Source organism: Arthrobacter sp. JZ12 (assembly GCF_035189165.1).
Classification (GTDB): Bacteria; Actinomycetota; Actinomycetes; order Actinomycetales; family Micrococcaceae; genus Arthrobacter_D.
The window spans coordinates 769,400-784,151 of record NZ_CP045246.1 but is presented as its reverse complement, the minus strand read 5'-3'; the positions used below and the strand labels follow the sequence as shown (position 1 = coordinate 784,151).

Annotated in this window: 15 protein-coding genes; 5 read left to right on the top strand and 10 right to left on the bottom strand. The window is 63.5% G+C overall.

All coding sequences use genetic code 11. The features are described 5' to 3' along the window. Positions 1-47: 47 nt before the first annotated feature. From GC088_RS03755 to GC088_RS03730, 6 genes are read right to left on the bottom strand one after another with little or no spacing between them, the layout of a single operon-like run. Positions 48-761, bottom strand: coding sequence for a GntR family transcriptional regulator (locus GC088_RS03755; RefSeq protein ID WP_323960629.1), 714 nt, complete (start codon positions 759-761; stop codon positions 48-50). Next, entirely contained in the window at positions 751-2,388 is a 1,638-nt protein-coding gene (locus GC088_RS03750) for a dipeptide ABC transporter ATP-binding protein (protein WP_323960627.1), read from the bottom strand. The genes GC088_RS03755 and GC088_RS03750 overlap by 11 nt, the downstream gene beginning before the upstream one ends. Then, on the bottom strand, positions 2,372-4,183 hold the full coding sequence (locus GC088_RS03745) for a gamma-glutamyltransferase family protein (protein ID WP_323960625.1): 1,812 nt from the start codon (positions 4,181-4,183) through the stop codon (positions 2,372-2,374). The genes GC088_RS03750 and GC088_RS03745 overlap by 17 nt, the downstream gene beginning before the upstream one ends. A 10-nt stretch (positions 4,184-4,193) precedes the next feature. After that, entirely contained in the window at positions 4,194-5,093 is a 900-nt protein-coding gene (locus tag GC088_RS03740; protein ID WP_323960623.1) for an ABC transporter permease, read from the bottom strand. Continuing rightward, positions 5,093-6,046 (bottom strand): ABC transporter permease, encoded by a 954-nt coding sequence (locus GC088_RS03735; protein WP_323960621.1) that lies wholly within the window; start codon positions 6,044-6,046, stop codon positions 5,093-5,095. Before GC088_RS03735 ends, GC088_RS03740 begins: the two co-directional genes overlap by 1 nt. A 3-nt stretch (positions 6,047-6,049) precedes the next feature. Next, positions 6,050-7,717, bottom strand: a complete 1,668-nt coding sequence (locus GC088_RS03730) for an ABC transporter substrate-binding protein (RefSeq protein WP_323960619.1) — start codon at positions 7,715-7,717, stop codon at positions 6,050-6,052. Between the two features lie 172 nt (positions 7,718-7,889). Here GC088_RS03730 and GC088_RS03725 point away from each other — a divergent pair, with 172 nt between their 5' ends. Then, positions 7,890-8,606: a YoaK family protein gene (locus GC088_RS03725; RefSeq protein WP_323960617.1), complete on the top strand. Its 717-nt coding sequence runs from the start codon at positions 7,890-7,892 to the stop codon at positions 8,604-8,606. Positions 8,607-8,615: 9 nt separating this feature from the next. On the opposite strand, the gene GC088_RS03720 is transcribed toward GC088_RS03725, so the two are convergent. Beyond that, positions 8,616-9,353 carry an ANTAR domain-containing protein gene (locus GC088_RS03720; RefSeq protein ID WP_323960615.1) on the bottom strand — a complete coding sequence of 246 codons (738 nt, stop codon included), beginning with the start codon at positions 9,351-9,353 and terminating at the stop codon, positions 8,616-8,618. 142 nt (positions 9,354-9,495) lie between these two features. On the opposite strand from GC088_RS03720, the gene GC088_RS03715 reads away from it, so the two are divergent. Both GC088_RS03715 and GC088_RS03710 read left to right on the top strand, forming a co-directional pair. Continuing rightward, positions 9,496-9,735, top strand: coding sequence for a hypothetical protein (locus GC088_RS03715; protein WP_323960613.1), 240 nt, complete (start codon positions 9,496-9,498; stop codon positions 9,733-9,735). A gap of 28 nt (positions 9,736-9,763) precedes the next feature. Next, complete coding sequence (locus tag GC088_RS03710; protein WP_323960611.1) at positions 9,764-10,048, top strand: GNAT family N-acetyltransferase; 285 nt, start codon at positions 9,764-9,766, stop codon at positions 10,046-10,048. Positions 10,049-10,112: 64 nt separating this feature from the next. Here GC088_RS03710 and GC088_RS03705 read toward each other — a convergent pair whose 3' ends face one another. After that, positions 10,113-10,688: a DnaJ family domain-containing protein gene (locus GC088_RS03705; protein WP_323960609.1), complete on the bottom strand. Its 576-nt coding sequence runs from the start codon at positions 10,686-10,688 to the stop codon at positions 10,113-10,115. 96 nt (positions 10,689-10,784) lie between these two features. Between GC088_RS03705 and GC088_RS03700 the strand changes: the two genes are divergently transcribed. Continuing rightward, positions 10,785-11,660 carry a fumarylacetoacetate hydrolase family protein gene (locus tag GC088_RS03700; RefSeq protein WP_323960607.1) on the top strand — a complete coding sequence of 292 codons (876 nt, stop codon included), beginning with the start codon at positions 10,785-10,787 and terminating at the stop codon, positions 11,658-11,660. A 9-nt stretch (positions 11,661-11,669) separates the two neighbouring features. Here the strand turns inward: GC088_RS03700 and GC088_RS03695 are convergent, their stop codons facing one another. Then, entirely contained in the window at positions 11,670-12,704 is a 1,035-nt protein-coding gene (locus GC088_RS03695) for a GTP pyrophosphokinase (protein WP_323960605.1), read from the bottom strand. Between the two features lie 104 nt (positions 12,705-12,808). Then, positions 12,809-14,176 carry a GmrSD restriction endonuclease domain-containing protein gene (locus tag GC088_RS03690; protein WP_323960604.1) on the bottom strand — a complete coding sequence of 456 codons (1,368 nt, stop codon included), beginning with the start codon at positions 14,174-14,176 and terminating at the stop codon, positions 12,809-12,811. Between the two features lie 179 nt (positions 14,177-14,355). Between GC088_RS03690 and GC088_RS03685 the strand changes: the two genes are divergently transcribed. Then, a complete protein-coding gene (locus GC088_RS03685) occupies positions 14,356-14,751 on the top strand; it encodes an excalibur calcium-binding domain-containing protein (RefSeq protein WP_323960603.1) in 396 nt (131 codons plus the stop codon). Position 14,752: the final 1 nt, after the last annotated feature.

The following is a 14,752-nucleotide window of genomic DNA, read 5'->3' as shown; positions in this document are numbered from 1 at the left end:
CGGGAACTGACGGCCGGAAGCTACGGCCCGGCCCGGATCTGCCTGGCTCAGCCGACCTCGGAGGCGAACCGGTCCAGATAGCCTTCCTTGGACTGGTGCACATGGTGAGCCATCAGCCGCTCCGCTTCCGCGAAGTTGCCGGCGTCGATAGCGGCCAGGATGGTGCGGTGTTCGCCCCAGGACTCCTTGCCGCGGGTGTCCACGTCGGTCGCGTACAGCCACTCGATCTTGCCGGCGATCTGCCGCAACAGGGCGGTCAGCGAGGCGCTCCCGCTCAACTCGGCCACCCCGAGGTGGAAGCGGATATTGAGTTCGGGAAGAAGTTCCAACCGGTTCTGTGCAACGGCCCGGTCCCCCTCGTCCAGGATACCGGCGAGCGCCTTGCGGGCCTGCCACCAGTCCGCGCTTGGCGCACCTAAATCGAACTGCGCCGCAGCCCGCCGTGCTGCCCGCCGGGCTGTGGCCGACTCCAGCGCCTCCCGGACAAAGAACAGGTCCTCAGCGTCATCGACAGGAATCTTGGAGACGGTGGACCCGGCGTAGGGCTTCGATTCAACAAAGCCCTCCGCCTCGAGGGCGCGCAAGGCTTCCCGTACGGGTACGCGTGAAATTCCGTACTTGGTTGCAAGCGCGGTCTCTGTTACACGAGTGCCGGGCGGCAGCGTACCGAAGATGATATCCCTGCGGATCTCATCCTGGACGCGCTGCTTCGGCGGGGTGTCCTCATCGGCGCCCCGCTGTCCTCCAGTGTCAGGCGGCAAAGCTTGCCCCCGGGATTGCTCCAAGTAGCTCCTCGGTGTACTGGGCTTCAGGGCGGAGGAACACCTTGTCGACGGTGCCTTCCTCCACCACGGAGCCCGACTTCATCACCAGCACGTTGTGCGCGATCTGACGGACCACAGCGAGATCATGGGTGATGAAAAGGTAGGTCAGTCCCAGCCTATCCTGCAGATCGGCCAGGAGATTGAGGATCTGGTCCTGCACCAGCACGTCAAGTGCGGAGACGGCTTCATCGCAGATGATCAGTTCCGGTTCCAGCGCCAGCGCACGAGCGATTGCAACCCGTTGCCGCTGTCCGCCGGACAGTTCGTTGGGACGACGCTGTGCCACCGCGTGCGGCAGGGCGACCTGGTCAAGCAGCTCAGCCACGCGGCGTCGTCGGCTTTCCTTGTCCCCCACGCGGAAGATGCGCAGCGGCTCATCGATTAGGCGTTCGATACTGTGGGTGGGATCCAGCGATCCATACGGGTCCTGGAAAACCGGCTGTACCATCCTGCGAAGGGCTCGCCGTTCGGCTCCCCTGCTGTCCGTGATGCTCTTGCCGTCGATGAGCGCCTGACCCGCAGTAGCGGTCTCCAGGCCGAGGATGATGCGTGCCACCGTGGTCTTGCCCGAGCCTGATTCACCCACGACGGCGGTCGTTGTGCCCCGTTTCACTGTGAAGGAGACGTTGTCCACTGCGCGGACCGTACCCCCGCGCTGGCCGCGAAGGGCGAACTCCTTGCACAGGTCCCGAACCTCGAGGATGGGCGCGGGTGCGGCGGAGGAAGCCGCTGCAGCTCCCGGCACCTCCATCTGAAGTGCGGCAGTCACTGAGGGAGCCGCTGCGACCAGCTTCCGCGTGTACTCCTCCTGCGGGTTGAGGAGGATTTCGCGCGGTGTGCCGACCTCGACGATGCGACCTTCGGCCATGACGATGATGCGGTCGGTGCGGTCGGCGGCGAGGCCCAGGTCATGGGTGACGAACAGCAGTGAGGTGCCGCGTGCGTCGACGAGGGTCTGCAGGTGGTTCAGGATCTGGCGCTGTACCGTCACGTCGAGGGCCGACGTCGGCTCATCCGCGATCAGCAGGTCAGGCTCACCCGCCAGGGCGACGGCAATCAGCACACGCTGGCGCATTCCGCCGGAGAACTCATGCGGATACTGGCCCGAGCGGCGTTCCGCATCGGGGATGCCGGCTTCCGTCATCAGCTCAACAACCCGGCGCTGCACCTCAGCCCGTCCACGCATGCCGTTGCTTTTCAGTGCATCGGCGATCTGGGCGCCGACCTTCATGGATGGGTTGAGGTTGGACATGGGGTCTTGGGGTACCAGTCCGAGACGCGTGCCGCGGATCGACCGCATTTCTGCCTCGGACGCTGCAGCGATGTCGACGGCGTCGGCTCCGCTGACCAGCCTGATGGAACCGCCGGTGATGCTTCCTAGTCCGGGAAGCAGGCGCAGGACGGCGGCGATGGTGGTGGACTTGCCGGAGCCAGACTGGCCGACGATCGCCACGCGTTCGCCCTTCTTCAGGTCGAAGCTGACCCGGTGCAGCACCGGGATGTCACCGAAGCTCACCTCGAGGTTGCTGATGCTGAGCATCGTTTCCTTAGCGTCCTGCTGCATAGCCCTGCGCTCCTCGCGGGTTGGCGGCGGCCATCAGCACGCCGGTGGATGGATCGCTTACTACCGAGGACAGGCGCCCAAGTGCCCAATCCCCTGCCCGGGTTACGGTGTGGCCGCGCGCTTCCAGGTCTGCAATGACCTCGTCGCCGAGCCTGTCCTCGACCACCGCGCCGCCGGGTTCCCAGGTGCGGGGCCAGAATGAACCGGGGATCGACGTCGTATGCAGTGAGGGCGCATCAATGGCTTGCTGGGGTGTGTAGCCGCCGACGATGGTGCGCAGGATATAGAGCAACTGCCACTGGTCCTGCTGGTCGCCGCCCGGGGAGCCGAGTGCGACCACAGGCTTGCCGTCCTTCAGGATCAGGGTGGGCGTGAGGGTGGTGCGCGGACGCTTGCCGGGTTCCAGGGACGACGGCGCGCCCTCCTCGAGCCAAGTCATCTGCAATCGTGAGCCGAGGCAGAAGCCGAGCTCCGGAATGGTCGGTGACGACTGCAGCCAGCCTCCCGAAGGCGTTGCGGAGACCATGTTGCCCCACTTGTCGACGACGTCGATGTGGCAGGTGTCGCCGCGCGTCTCACCGCTACGCGAGACGGTCGGCTCCCCTACGCCGGCGAATGCCAGCTTTCCGGCGAGGGCCGGCGGTGTGTACTCGGTGCGGAGCGGCGGGATGAACGGGCTGTGGCCGGGGACGGTTCCGGGCCGGAACTCGACCGACGCGCGGTCGGTGATGAGTGCGCGTCGCTGTTCGGCGTACTCGGCGGAAAGCAGGTAGTCCAGCGGTACGTCCGCGTCGCCGTAGTAGGCCTCGCGGTCGGCGATGGCAAGCTTCTGTGCTTCCAGGATGGTGTGCGCGCCGACGGCGGTGGAAGGGTCCAGCCGTTCGTCGTCGAATCCGTCGAGGATGGCGAGGGTCTGCAGCAGCGCCGGGCCTTGCCCCCAGGGACCGGTCTTGGCGATGGTGTAACCCCGGAACCGCAGAGTCGCGGCCTGCTCGTAGCCTGCTTCGAACCCGGCGAAATCCTCAAGGCTCATCACTCCCGCGTGATCCTGGCCCGAGGAGTGGCGGTGGGGTGTCTTGATGAATTCGACGGCGGCCTGTGCCACGAAGCCCTCGCGCCACTCCCGGCGGGCGGCGTCAATCCGCTCTTCCCTGCTCAAATCGGGCAACCCAGCAGAGACCAGGCGGTCAAGCACGGACGCGTAGGCCTCGTTCTTGACGATGTCACCTTCGGCGGGCACCCGGCCCTCCGGCATCCAGAGGTCAGCGGAGGTGGGCCAGTGCTCGATGAACAGGTCCTTCACCGCGTTGATGGTGGCACCAACGCGGCCCACGATGGGGTGCCCGTTTCGTGCATAACCGATGGCGAAGGCCAGCACGTCGCCGAGTTCCCACGTGCCGTGGTCTCGCAGCAGCAGAAGCCAGGCGTCGACGGCGGCAGGTACCGCGGCGGCGAGTGCACCGGCGCCCGGCACCAGTTCCAGGCCTTCAGCCAGGTAGTGCTCGCGGGTGGCAGCTGCCGGTGCCGGTCCCTGTCCCATCAGGACAACGGGCTCTGATGGGTTGTCGGCGGTGGCGAAGACACCTGTCATGTCGCCCCCTGGACCGTTCAGGTGCGGTTCGACGACGTGCAGTACGAAGGCTCCGGCTACTGCCGCGTCGAACGCGTTGCCGCCGCGTTCCAGCACGGCCTGCGCTGACGCCGTCGCCAGCCAGTGTGTGGAGGCGCTCATACCGAAGCTGCCCTGCAGGGTGGGGCGCGTGGTGAACGGGTCCGGAGGTGTGAAGGAGGTCATGGAGGCAAATCTACTTTCGACGGGTGTTGGTGGGGTCGAGGGCGTCGCGCAGCGCATCGCCGAACAGGTTGAATGCCAGGCAGATCACGGCGATCGCGATTCCGGGGAAGATCGCGGCGGTGGGCGACCGGAAGATGTACTGTTGCGCGTCGGAGAGCATGATGCCGAGGCTGGGCGTAGGCGGCTGAATGCCGAGGCCGAGGAAGGACAGCAGAGCTTCGCCGATGACCGCGACGGGCATGATCACGGTGGCCTGCACGATGATGGCAGACGTTGCGTTCGGCAGGACGTGCTGCAGCATGATCCGCAGGCCCGACGCGTCCATGGTCCTGGCGCCCAGGACGAAGTCGCTCTCCTTGATGCGCAGCGTCTCGCCGCGTACCACTCGAATCATGGTGGGGATCTGTGCGATACCCAATGCGATGGCGGCGTTGGCAAGGCTCGGTCCGCTGATTGCTGCCAGTCCCACGGCGATAATCAGGAAGGGGAAGGCGAGGGTGACGTCCGTGAGTCGGGAGATTACGGCGTCGAATCCCTTCAGGTACCCGGCCAACAGACCGAGCGGCGTGCCGATGAGCACTGCGAGCAGGACCGACAGGAAACCCACCTGCAGCGAGGCCTGCATTCCGTAGAGCATGCGCGAGAAGATGTCGCGGCCCAGGTCATCGGTTCCGAGCAGGAAGCCGACGGTCAGGGGTTTCTGGAACGGGGTCTCGAAGTGCACTTCCGCCGGGTCATAGGGTGCAATGACCGGCGCGAGCAGCGCGGCCAGGACGACGACGGCGAGCATCACCGCACCGGTCATGCCGAGTGGGTTGCTGCGCAGGCGGCGCCAGAGCCGGCCCCGGCCGGATCCGAGCGTGGCTTCTGAGGGGTGGGCCGTCGTCGTGACGGTTTCTGTCATTGCCATCAGTTGCTTCCTCCGACTCGGATTTTGGGGTTGACCACGGAGTACAGAATGTCCACGGCGAGGTTGATGACGATATAGCTGAGCGTGATGATGAGGACCACTGCCTGGATCACCGGATAGTCGCGGGTGAAGACGGCGTCGAGGGTGAGCTTGCCGAAGCCGGGGAGGGCGAAGATGCGTTCGGTGACCACGGCGCCCGAGATGAGCCCGCCGAGCTGGAGACCGACGATTGTCACAACGACGATCAGCGAGTTCCGCAGTCCGTACCGCATCAGTACGCGCCCGCGGCCCAGGCCCTTGGCGCGCGCTGTCCGGACGTAATCAGTGCTCATGGTCTCGATCATCGAGGCGCGTGTCTGCCGCATGATCACCGCCGCCAGGCCGGTGCCGAGGATGATGGCCGGCAGGGTCAGGTAGTAGATGCCGCGCAGGGGTTCAGCGGCAACATCGACGTAGCCTGAGGCCGGGAACCAGCCGAGGAACACCGCCAGATACAGGATGGCGAGAATTCCCAGCCAGAAGTTCGGTACGGAGAGCCCGATGAGCGCGAAACCGTTGGCCATCCACTCAGGCCAGCGCCCGCGGTAGCGTTCGGCGATTACGCCGAACACAATTCCGACGACGACGGCGACCACTATCGCGTACGCCGACAGCCACAGGGTCACGGGAAGCGTGGTCGCAATCAGTTCCGTCACCGGTGTGCCAGTACGGGTTGACTCGCCGAAGTCACCGCGCAGGATGTTGCCGATGAACGTGAAGTACTGGACGAACAGGGGCTGGTCGAGGCCCATTTCCGCGCGGATGGCGGCGAGCTGTTCGGGCGTCGCTTCTTCGCCGGCCATTGCCAGGGCAGGGTCGCCTGGAAGCTGACGCACCCCGATGAAGACCACGATCGAGGCAAGCAGCAGCGTGAGGGCTGACTGCCAGAGCCTGGTAAGCAGGTAACGCGCCATGGGTCAGTCCTGTCCTTCTAGTTCGCCGGAATCAGCAACGAATGCTGCGTTGCTCAGATGGACCACGCCGTCGGCGAAGGTTTCGATGCCGGTGACGTTGTCGGTGTAGGCAGTGAGGCTGCGCTGCCGGTACAGGTAGATGAGCGGGTTGTCTTCCTGTACCTGCTTGACCACCTGGCCGTAGAGCTCGGCGCGTTCGGCCTGGTCGTTGGTCTGCGCGGCGCTCTTCAGGAGCCGGTCCACCTCCGCGTTGTTGTAGCCCGAGTAGTTGTTGCCGCCGCCCGTTGAGAGGAAGTTGAACATGTTTCCGTGCGGGTCGACGCGGCCGGACCAGCCGAGCTGCAGCATCTCGAAGTCTCCGCGGGACTGGACATCAAGCAGGGTCGAGTACTCAACCGGCAGGATCGTGATCTTGAATCCGGCGTCGGCAACCGAGGCCTGCAGCGCCTGCGCGAAGCGGAGGGTGTCAGGCGTGTTGCTCACCTGCATCTCGATGGCGTAGGGCGTTTCGACCCCCGCTTCCGTCAGCAGTGCCTTGGCTCCTTCCGGATCGTATGGCGGGCAGTCTTCGCTCAGTTCGGAGGTGAACGGGCTCGACGGCGAGATCGGCGAGCACGCGGGCTGGAACCAACTGTTGAAGACCGTGTTGACGAGTGCTTCACGATCGATCGACATGGACAACGCAAGGCGGATTGCGGCCTGCTTTGCCAGCGGGGTGTCTATCTCTCCGACCGGCTCGCCTACGCCGTCGGTGTTGCCGACGTTGATCGTCAGGCCCTGGTACCCGAGGGAACCCACCTGCAGAACATTTACCCCTTCTTCCTGCATCAGTGCGTCCACATCCTGCGGTGAGATGGTGTCTGCCACCTGGACGTCTCCTGACCGCAGGTTCGCGGCACGAATGTTTGCGTCGGTGATGATGCGGTAGGTGATGGTGTCGAGGTGGACGTTCTCGGCGTCGTAGTAAAGCGGGTCCCGTTCGACGGTGATTGATGTCTGCGGTACCCGGTTCACGAACTTGAAAGGGCCGACGCAGACGGGGTGTTCGCCGAAGTTCTCGCCGTTCTCCTCCAGCGCTTTCGGCGAGAGCATCATGCCTGCACGGTCGGCGAGCGCAGCGGTAAGCGGAGCGAACGGCGTCTCGTAAGTGACGCGCACGTGTGTATCGTCTACCGCTTCTATGTCTGCGATCGGCCCCAGCTCGCTCTTTCGCGAGGAGTCCTCAAGGGTGAGGTGGCGTTCGAGTGTTGCCGCAACGGCGTCGGCGTTGAATTCGGCGCCATCGGCAAAGACCGCGTCGTCGCGTACCGGGATGGTGACGGTCAGTCCGTCAGCCGAGACTTCCGGCAGCGCGGTGGCCAGTTGGGGCACCAGCTCGCCGTCGGCATCGATGTCGTACAGCTTCTGGCACATGGTCTGCATGACGTACCGCGTGTACAGAGAGGATGACGTTGTCGGGTCCAGTCTGTCGGGTTCAGCGGAAAGCGCCATCACCAGGTCCCCGCCCTCCACGAGCTGGCGGCCCTCCGCAGATACGGACGTGATGTCTTCCCGTTCGGGTGCCTGTTCCAGCGCCTGAAGTGGCTGGCACGCGGTGGCAGCAAGGACGACGGCGGCGCCGGCCACCGCGGTCTGAAGCACCTTTGCGCTTCGCTGGCTACTGGTTGTCATACGAATCCTCTGGTCGAGTCACGGCTTTGTGCGTCGATCTTCTGCCTTCAATCGGCCCCACAGATGGAAGATTGAATACAATCGCTTGCACGAGCCTAATCTTCGTATACATTCATTACAAGAGTGTTTCTGAAAGTTCCCAGTCGCGCCTCCCCCTCAGAAGGAGCACCCAATGCCCGCCAGACGCATGTCCACCGAACGGTTGCACCTCACCCTCATGCTGATCCTGACCTTCTCCACCGGAGTGGTGGACGCGGTGGGTTACCTCGGCCTGGACCGGGTGTTCACGGGCAACATGACCGGCAACGTCGTACTTTTGGGTATGGCTGTCGCGGGCGGAGATGATTTACCCGTCCTTCGACCGGCGCTGGCGCTGCTCTTCTTCATGGTTGGCGCGGCACTGGCGGGTAGGGCCCTGCGGAAGGCTCCGTCAGGTTGGTCCTCGGCAACATCGTGCACCTTTGCGGCGGTGGCGGTCGGAGCCGCCGGTCTGGCAGTCCTGCTCGCCTTGGTTGACGTGACTGCGGATGAGGTACTCGGCAGTGTTGTAACCTCCGGGCTGGCGCTCATCATGGGGATCCAGGCCGGCACAGCGAAACGCCTGGCGATCGCAGAGGTGACTACCGTCGTCGTCACTTCAACCATTACCGGACTGGCATCGGATTCCCGGCTGGCTGGAGGTAAGGGGAAGCACTGGGTCCGCCGGGCACTCGCGATCCTGTTGATTGGACTGGGTGCGGTGGCCGGCGCCTTCGCTCTACTTGTGGACCTGTGGGTGGGAGTTGCCCTGTCTGCGGTTCTCTCAGCAGTGGTGGCAGGAGCCGGCCACCTTCGCCATCGCCAGGACCGGCACGAGCAGCGTCGGAAGGAACCGGCGCTGGCCTCCTAGGTACTACAACTAAGCCTGGAAGTGGGTTGCGGGTTCGGTCTCCCCCACCGAGGCAACCACTGCGGCGGCCACAGCATGGAGCTTGATATTCCGGGCACTGGAGGCTGCCTTGAGAATGTTCACCGCTGTCTCTTGACTACACCGGTTCTGGCCCATGATGATGCCTACCGCCAGGTCGATGGTGGTTCGGTTCTCCATGGCGGCACTCAAGTGGTTGCTGAGCTCCTCGAGAGCGGAGATCCGTACTGCCAACCGCAGCGAGCGCGAAGCCTGTACCGCGAACTTTTCCGCTTCCGCAATCGTGGCTGGATCGAACACTCCCGGCTCGCGGCAGTAAAGGTCCAGCCCGGCGTCCACTGCGCCTTCAACGATGATCGGAACACCGAGGGCCGAGCGGATCCCATGCGCTATGACGGCCTTCGTATAGTTACCGAAGCGGTGTTCGGCCTCAAAATCCTGCACCAGAACAGTTGTGTGCCCGCGTGCTGCACGCAGGCACGGTCCGTCATCGAAGCCGTACTGGATCTCATCCATATTCTGGGCCTCTTCACTGCTGCTTGCAACAGTTCCCGCATGCTTGGGTCGCAACAGGGTGACGGCAGAGTAGATCGTCCTGCCGGTGTGCTCAGAAAGCTCGCGGGCTGCGACATTCACGAACCCATTGAGGAATTCTCCGAACTCAGTACTTTCAAGGACAAGATCCTGCAACTCGCTGCGAATTGCAGTTTCACTCGCCTGCTCCGCCATGCCCGTACCACCTCGACTTCCTGATGATGCCTTGGATCATAGTAGGCGAGGAGGACCTCCGGCCCCCCTTGGGGGTTGTGACGCCCGAAGTCCAGCCGTAGCCTGATGGATAATCAGAAGTCTACTTACTATTGGAGGTTTCGTGAACATCAACGACGTGCAGTGGAACGAGCAGGCCCGCGAGAAGATCCTGTCGGACGCGGACAAGGCGCTGCAGGATGCGGTGCGCGAGGCTGCCGGGAAGCATTCGGGCGGTGACCGCAACGAGGTATACAAGTTCCTATTCGAGAAGCTCCAGCCGCAGTTCATCGACTTCGAACCCGGACCTGACCTGAGCAAATACGCCGATGCGATCGCCAACGGAGAATTTGCAGCAGACTAGTCCGCGGCATAGAACTGTGAATGTGGACGTGGACGTACAGGTTCAGAACAACGCAGATGAGCGGCGGTACGAGGTCAGCGTGGGCGGAAAGCCCGCCGGTTTTGCCGAGTACCGACTGAGGAACAGTCGGGTAATTTTCACGCACACCGAGGTTGACTCCGCTTTCGAAGGTCATGGCCTCGGCACAACCCTCGCCCGCTTCGCCCTCGACGACGTACGTCAGCGCGGCCTTCACGCCGTACCGCTCTGCCCTTTCATTGCCGCCTGGATCAAGCGCCATCCCGAGTACCAGGACCTGGTACCGGCGGACTAAGTCTCCCTAGATGACGACGGCGCTTACCTAACGACGCGCTGTTTGCCTAACGGGCGCTGTTTGCCTAACGACGGCGGCGCCACCAGCGCGGGCGGCTTTCCTTTTGTTCCTGCGGCTCTTCCGCCGGCTGGGCGGCCTTGCGGCGTTCGCGCCATCGCGCGATTTCCAGTTCGACGTCGCGTGTCGGAGTGACTACCGGCGGCCCGCCGAGCAACTGTCGACGCGCTTCGATGATCTGCCGGTTGAACTCGACGAGAATCTCGCGGACCTGAGCTTCGGTGTACTGCCGGTCCAGCTTTTCGTCCAGCTCGGCGTCTTCCTTGCGCAAGCGGAACGGTGCCGGTGCCAGGCCCGAGAGCTTCTCACGTTCGATCAGTCCCTTCACCCACCAGTCGGGGTCCAGCGTCGCTCCCAGCCCGGGAATGGGTTTGCCGGCGTATTTCAGGTTGTCGAAGTCGCCGCGGGCTGTGGCCTGTCGGATCTCCCAGTCGGCTTTGGCAGCAAAATCGATCGTGGGGGCGTTGTCGTTCTCGTCGTCCAGATGTTCGAGCGCTTCGGCTGCATCGCTGCCCGAGCGGCGGGCGGCCCGATAGTCAGCGATCCGCTGCATGCGGCGGGCGCGTTCACTTCGATCGGTCATGGGTACCCCGCTTTCCTGCTGCTTCTTAAAGTATTTCGGGGTTTTTCATGTGCCGCCAGTGACCAGTAGCGTTGCTGGCTGGGAAGGGAGATCGACATGGAACTGATGCGGTTGGGCGAACCCGGGAGGGAAACGCCAGTGGTTCGCGAGGGTGCGGAATACTACGACCTGCGCGGCATCACCGACGACATCACGGGTGCGTTTCTGGGCTCTGGGGGCATCGTAAAGGTCCGTGCTGCCCTGGCGTCCGGCAACCTGCCGGTACTGGATAACGCATCCGCGCTGCGGGTGGGTGCCCCGCTGAACGGCATCGGCGCCGTCGTCTGTGTGGGTCAGAATTACGCCGCTCATGCAGCGGAGACCGGTGACGAGCCGCCAAAGGCGCCCATCATCTTCTTCAAACATCCCAACACTGTCATCGGACCGAACGACGACGTCGTCATCCCGCCCGGAGCGCAGAAGGTGGACTGGGAGGTGGAGCTGGCGGTGGTTATCGGCAAGCGGGCTTCCTACCTTTCCAGCGCTGACGAGGCGCTGCAGTGCATCGCCGGCTTCACCATCAGCAACGACGTGTCCGAGCGCGATTTCCAGATGCACCACTCAGGCGGCCAATGGTCGAAGGGCAAGTGTGCCCCGACCTTCAATCCCATGGGTCCTGCACTGGTTCCGGCGGAGGACATACCGGATCCGCAAGCACTGCACCTGTATTCAGCTGTGAACGGCGAACGGCGCCAGGACTCTACGACCGCTGACATGGTGTTCAGCGTTGCCGAGATCATCCGGGACCTGTCCCAGTACATGGCATTGGATCCGGGTGACGTGGTGAACACCGGAACGCCACAAGGTGTAGCTGTGTCCGGGAAGTTTCCGTTCCTTGCGCCGGGCGACACAGTCACGATCGGCATCGACGGCCTCGGCGAGCAGCGGCAGCGCGTCATTGCGCATGAGGGCGCTCCTTCGGCTGCCCTGTAAGAGAGTCATCTAGGCAGGACTGCCGGCTCTACCCGTTTCGCGGAGCCGGCGCAGGCGGTGGTTCAGCTTGCCGAGTCGGTTGCGGTCATGGCCCAGCCCCTGTGTCTTTTCAATGTGGTCCTCGCCGAATGTGAGCAGCAGCAGGTCGTCAGCGGCGCGCACGTGGCCGGGAGCGAATTTGTACTGGATGCGTCGTGCAATGGCGTCCCAGTCCGCGGAGCCGATCAGGTCCGATGCCTGGGCAACCGTGGTGATGCCGTGCGTTTCGAGCAGTTCCCGCAGCCACTCGTACTGTTCGACGCGGCTGCGCGGGTTCTTGGGCAGCGCCTGTTCGAGAATGCGTTCGAGTGCCTCGCCGGTCAGGCCCACAGGCAGCAGCTTGGTCGATTCTTCGAGGTTGGCTTTTTCGGCGGCGACCACGTTGCTGATGGTGCTGAACTGGTTGTCAGCAAGCTCGATGAGACCTGAGGCAAGGGTGAAGGCGCGGTTGACCTCAGGGGGGACGGGACCTGCGCTCTTGTAGCGGATGTCGTGTTCGAATTCAGCCCAGGCGTGCTGAAGGATGGTCCGGAACTGTACTTCAAAGCGTTCACCGGTGAAGTTGCGGCAACCGTTTGGAGCTGCGTCGTTCACACGCAGGACCAGATGTTGGCCCGAGTAGCCGAATTCGCCCTTCTCCCGCTGTTCAGCCGTCTTGTCTACGTGCGCAATCACCTCGAACGAGTTGCGGAGCGCACGCATGGCGCGTTCCACGTCGAGCTGAAGGAATGTGATCACGCGGATTCCGATGACGTCGTCGATCGCTTGAAGGCCGTCGGGGTATTTGAGTGATCCGTCCGGGTTGAGCCGTCGCAGCTTTTGTTCGAGGGACTGGTGGTCCTTCACGCGGTAATCGATGGCGTGGTAGTTCAGTCCGTCGTCATCGAGGCGTGCTGCGATTGCGTCCTGGATGGCGCTGGCTGCCGCCCGCTTCTGCTGTTGGGACGCAGCGTACTCCTTCAGCCACTGATCCATGAGCTGTTCGTGAGTGGAATCCGGAACCATTTGCCCCCTCTTCCCGCATGGCCTCCTGAGTGGTTACACAGTAGCGCCCGGAGGCCCGAACCTGGATGCGGGACGGTCCAACTGTTTCCGGAATTTACGAACGGCTATTCGCAGCCCACCCCGTCGCCGTCGCCGTCAAGGTGCGGACCGTAACCCGGTTGGCCGGCATAAACCGGAGCCGCACCGGCTGACCTTGCCGCTGTGCAGTTCACGAAGGGAGCAGACGCGGGAGCAGGCGCGGGAGCGGGTGCCGGTGCCGGTGCAGGGGCGGGTGCAGGAGCTGGAGCCGGAGCAGGCGCAGGGGCGGGAGCAGGTGCAGGTGCCGGTGCAGGGGCGGGAGCCGGTGCAGGGGCGGGAGCAGGTGCCGGTTTCGGTGCGGCCTGGCTTGTCGGGGCAAGCGTGTTGGTGCAGTTCGCCAGGACGCGGACCATGGCGTCGTGTTCGGCTTGTGTCACCCAAAGGTTATACGTGGCCTTCACAGAGATTTGGCGTGCAACGTAGTCGCACCGGAAGGACCGGTTAGGCGGCAGCCAGGTGGCGGCGTCGCCTGCGCCCTTTTGCTGGTTAGTGGGTCCGTCAGTCGACTGGAGATTGAGCGGATCGTTGGCGAACGCAACCCGCTGTTCGAAGCTCAACTGTTGGGCGCCCTTCTGCCAGGCGTCAGCCAGGGCAACAACGTGATCGATCTGAACGTCACTGCTTGTGTCCTGACCGCGCAGGAAGCTGATGGTGCTACCTGTGTAGGGGTCGTTCAGAGTGCCGGACCGGACCTTGCAGGGGACTGAATTGACGTGGGTGATGTTCTTGAGGTCACGGTTGAGCATGTCGTTGCGGGTGTCGCATCCGTTGCGGTCGACGTCGAGCCAGGCCTCTCCGAACTGGTCACGGTCGTATCCGGTTTGGGGAGCACGGCCCTTGATGGCGAGTGTTTCGAGCAGATCGAGTGCGCGGGTTCCGTACTCGATCTGGGTTTGGAGAGCCGAGGGGTTGTCCGCCGCTTCGGGAACACTGTCTTCATCGACGGGTGCGACGTCGGCGTCCGCGGTGGCGGTTTGGCTGGGTTCAGGTTTGGTCTCGCGAGGGCTCGGCTTGGACGATGATGGTGACTTCGAAGGCTCTGCAGATGGAGCGTCAGTCCGCTCGGCGGTGGCTGCCGGAACTGGGTCGTCGATCTCCGGTGACAACGCTCCACCAATGAGCACGGCAACAATGCTCACGCCCATGACGATCGAGCCTGCCTTGCGTCCTGCAAGGCGTGCCCAGGATCCGCGGCCCGTCAGCAGGGTGTAAAGACCGGTCAACAAACCGAGGATCGCTGCCAGGACTATGGCGCCTCCGATGCCTCCGGAAATGAACCCTAAAGCAATGAGGAAGAGCCCCAAGCCGGCAACAATCGGTGTGGACTTCTTTGCCTTACGACTATGGCTTGATGCCAACGAGTTGAAGGCAGGCGGCAGCGGCTTGTTGTTCATTGATTCCCCAGGTGGTGCGACGGTCCATCCATCGTACGGGGCTCTCGCCTAGCACATGCGGAAGGGCTAGTCACTTGGAAGGAGAAAACTGTGAATAATTCCTTGACCGGTAATAAGCCAGCTGATTAGCCTCGTGTAATCCGCGTCACATCACTCGCGGAACTAGATAAGGGGAAAACATGAAGAAGACATCAGTGGGTCTGGCTGTGGCAGCGGCAGCCGGCTTTGTTGCTCTCTCGGCAGCGCCAGCGTCGGCAAGTCACCCGCCATTCCCGAACTGCTCAGCAGCGGCAGCCCTAGGGGTATACAACATCCCGGCAGGTTCGCCGGGTTACGCAACTCATCTCGACTCTGACCTGGACGGAATCGGTTGCGAAAACGCCAGCGTCGCCTATAACCCGAACCTCGTACCTGTCCACAACAACCAGGTCACAACGATGCCCGTTGGCGGCGCAGCCACTGGCGTCGAGGTGAAGAGCACAGACAATACCGCCATGCTGGCGCTAGGAGGCGGACTTGTCGTCGCGCTGGCGGCAGGCGGCACGTACGCCGTCCGTCGTCGTGTGCAGAACTGAC

Bases quoted from the DNA above. Each gene is read 5' to 3' on its own strand.
- GC088_RS03735 (WP_323960621.1), bottom strand. From the start codon at position 6,046: ATGGCGCGTTACCTGCTTACCAGGCTCTGGCAGTCAGCCCTCACGCTG.
- GC088_RS03745 (WP_323960625.1), bottom strand. From the start codon at position 4,183: ATGACCTCCTTCACACCTCCGGACCCGTTCACCACGCGCCCCACCCTG.
- GC088_RS03740 (WP_323960623.1), bottom strand. From the start codon at position 5,093: ATGGCAATGACAGAAACCGTCACGACGACGGCCCACCCCTCAGAAGCC.
- GC088_RS03700 (WP_323960607.1), top strand. From the start codon at position 10,785: ATGGAACTGATGCGGTTGGGCGAACCCGGGAGGGAAACGCCAGTGGTT.
- GC088_RS03690 (WP_323960604.1), bottom strand. From the start codon at position 14,176: ATGAACAACAAGCCGCTGCCGCCTGCCTTCAACTCGTTGGCATCAAGC.
- GC088_RS03750 (WP_323960627.1), bottom strand. From the start codon at position 2,388: ATGCAGCAGGACGCTAAGGAAACGATGCTCAGCATCAGCAACCTCGAG.
- GC088_RS03695 (WP_323960605.1), bottom strand. From the start codon at position 12,704: ATGGTTCCGGATTCCACTCACGAACAGCTCATGGATCAGTGGCTGAAG.
- GC088_RS03705 (WP_323960609.1), bottom strand. From the start codon at position 10,688: ATGACCGATCGAAGTGAACGCGCCCGCCGCATGCAGCGGATCGCTGAC.
- GC088_RS03685 (WP_323960603.1), top strand. From the start codon at position 14,356: ATGAAGAAGACATCAGTGGGTCTGGCTGTGGCAGCGGCAGCCGGCTTT.
- GC088_RS03725 (WP_323960617.1), top strand. From the start codon at position 7,890: ATGCCCGCCAGACGCATGTCCACCGAACGGTTGCACCTCACCCTCATG.
- GC088_RS03730 (WP_323960619.1), bottom strand. From the start codon at position 7,717: ATGACAACCAGTAGCCAGCGAAGCGCAAAGGTGCTTCAGACCGCGGTG.
- GC088_RS03720 (WP_323960615.1), bottom strand. From the start codon at position 9,353: ATGGCGGAGCAGGCGAGTGAAACTGCAATTCGCAGCGAGTTGCAGGAT.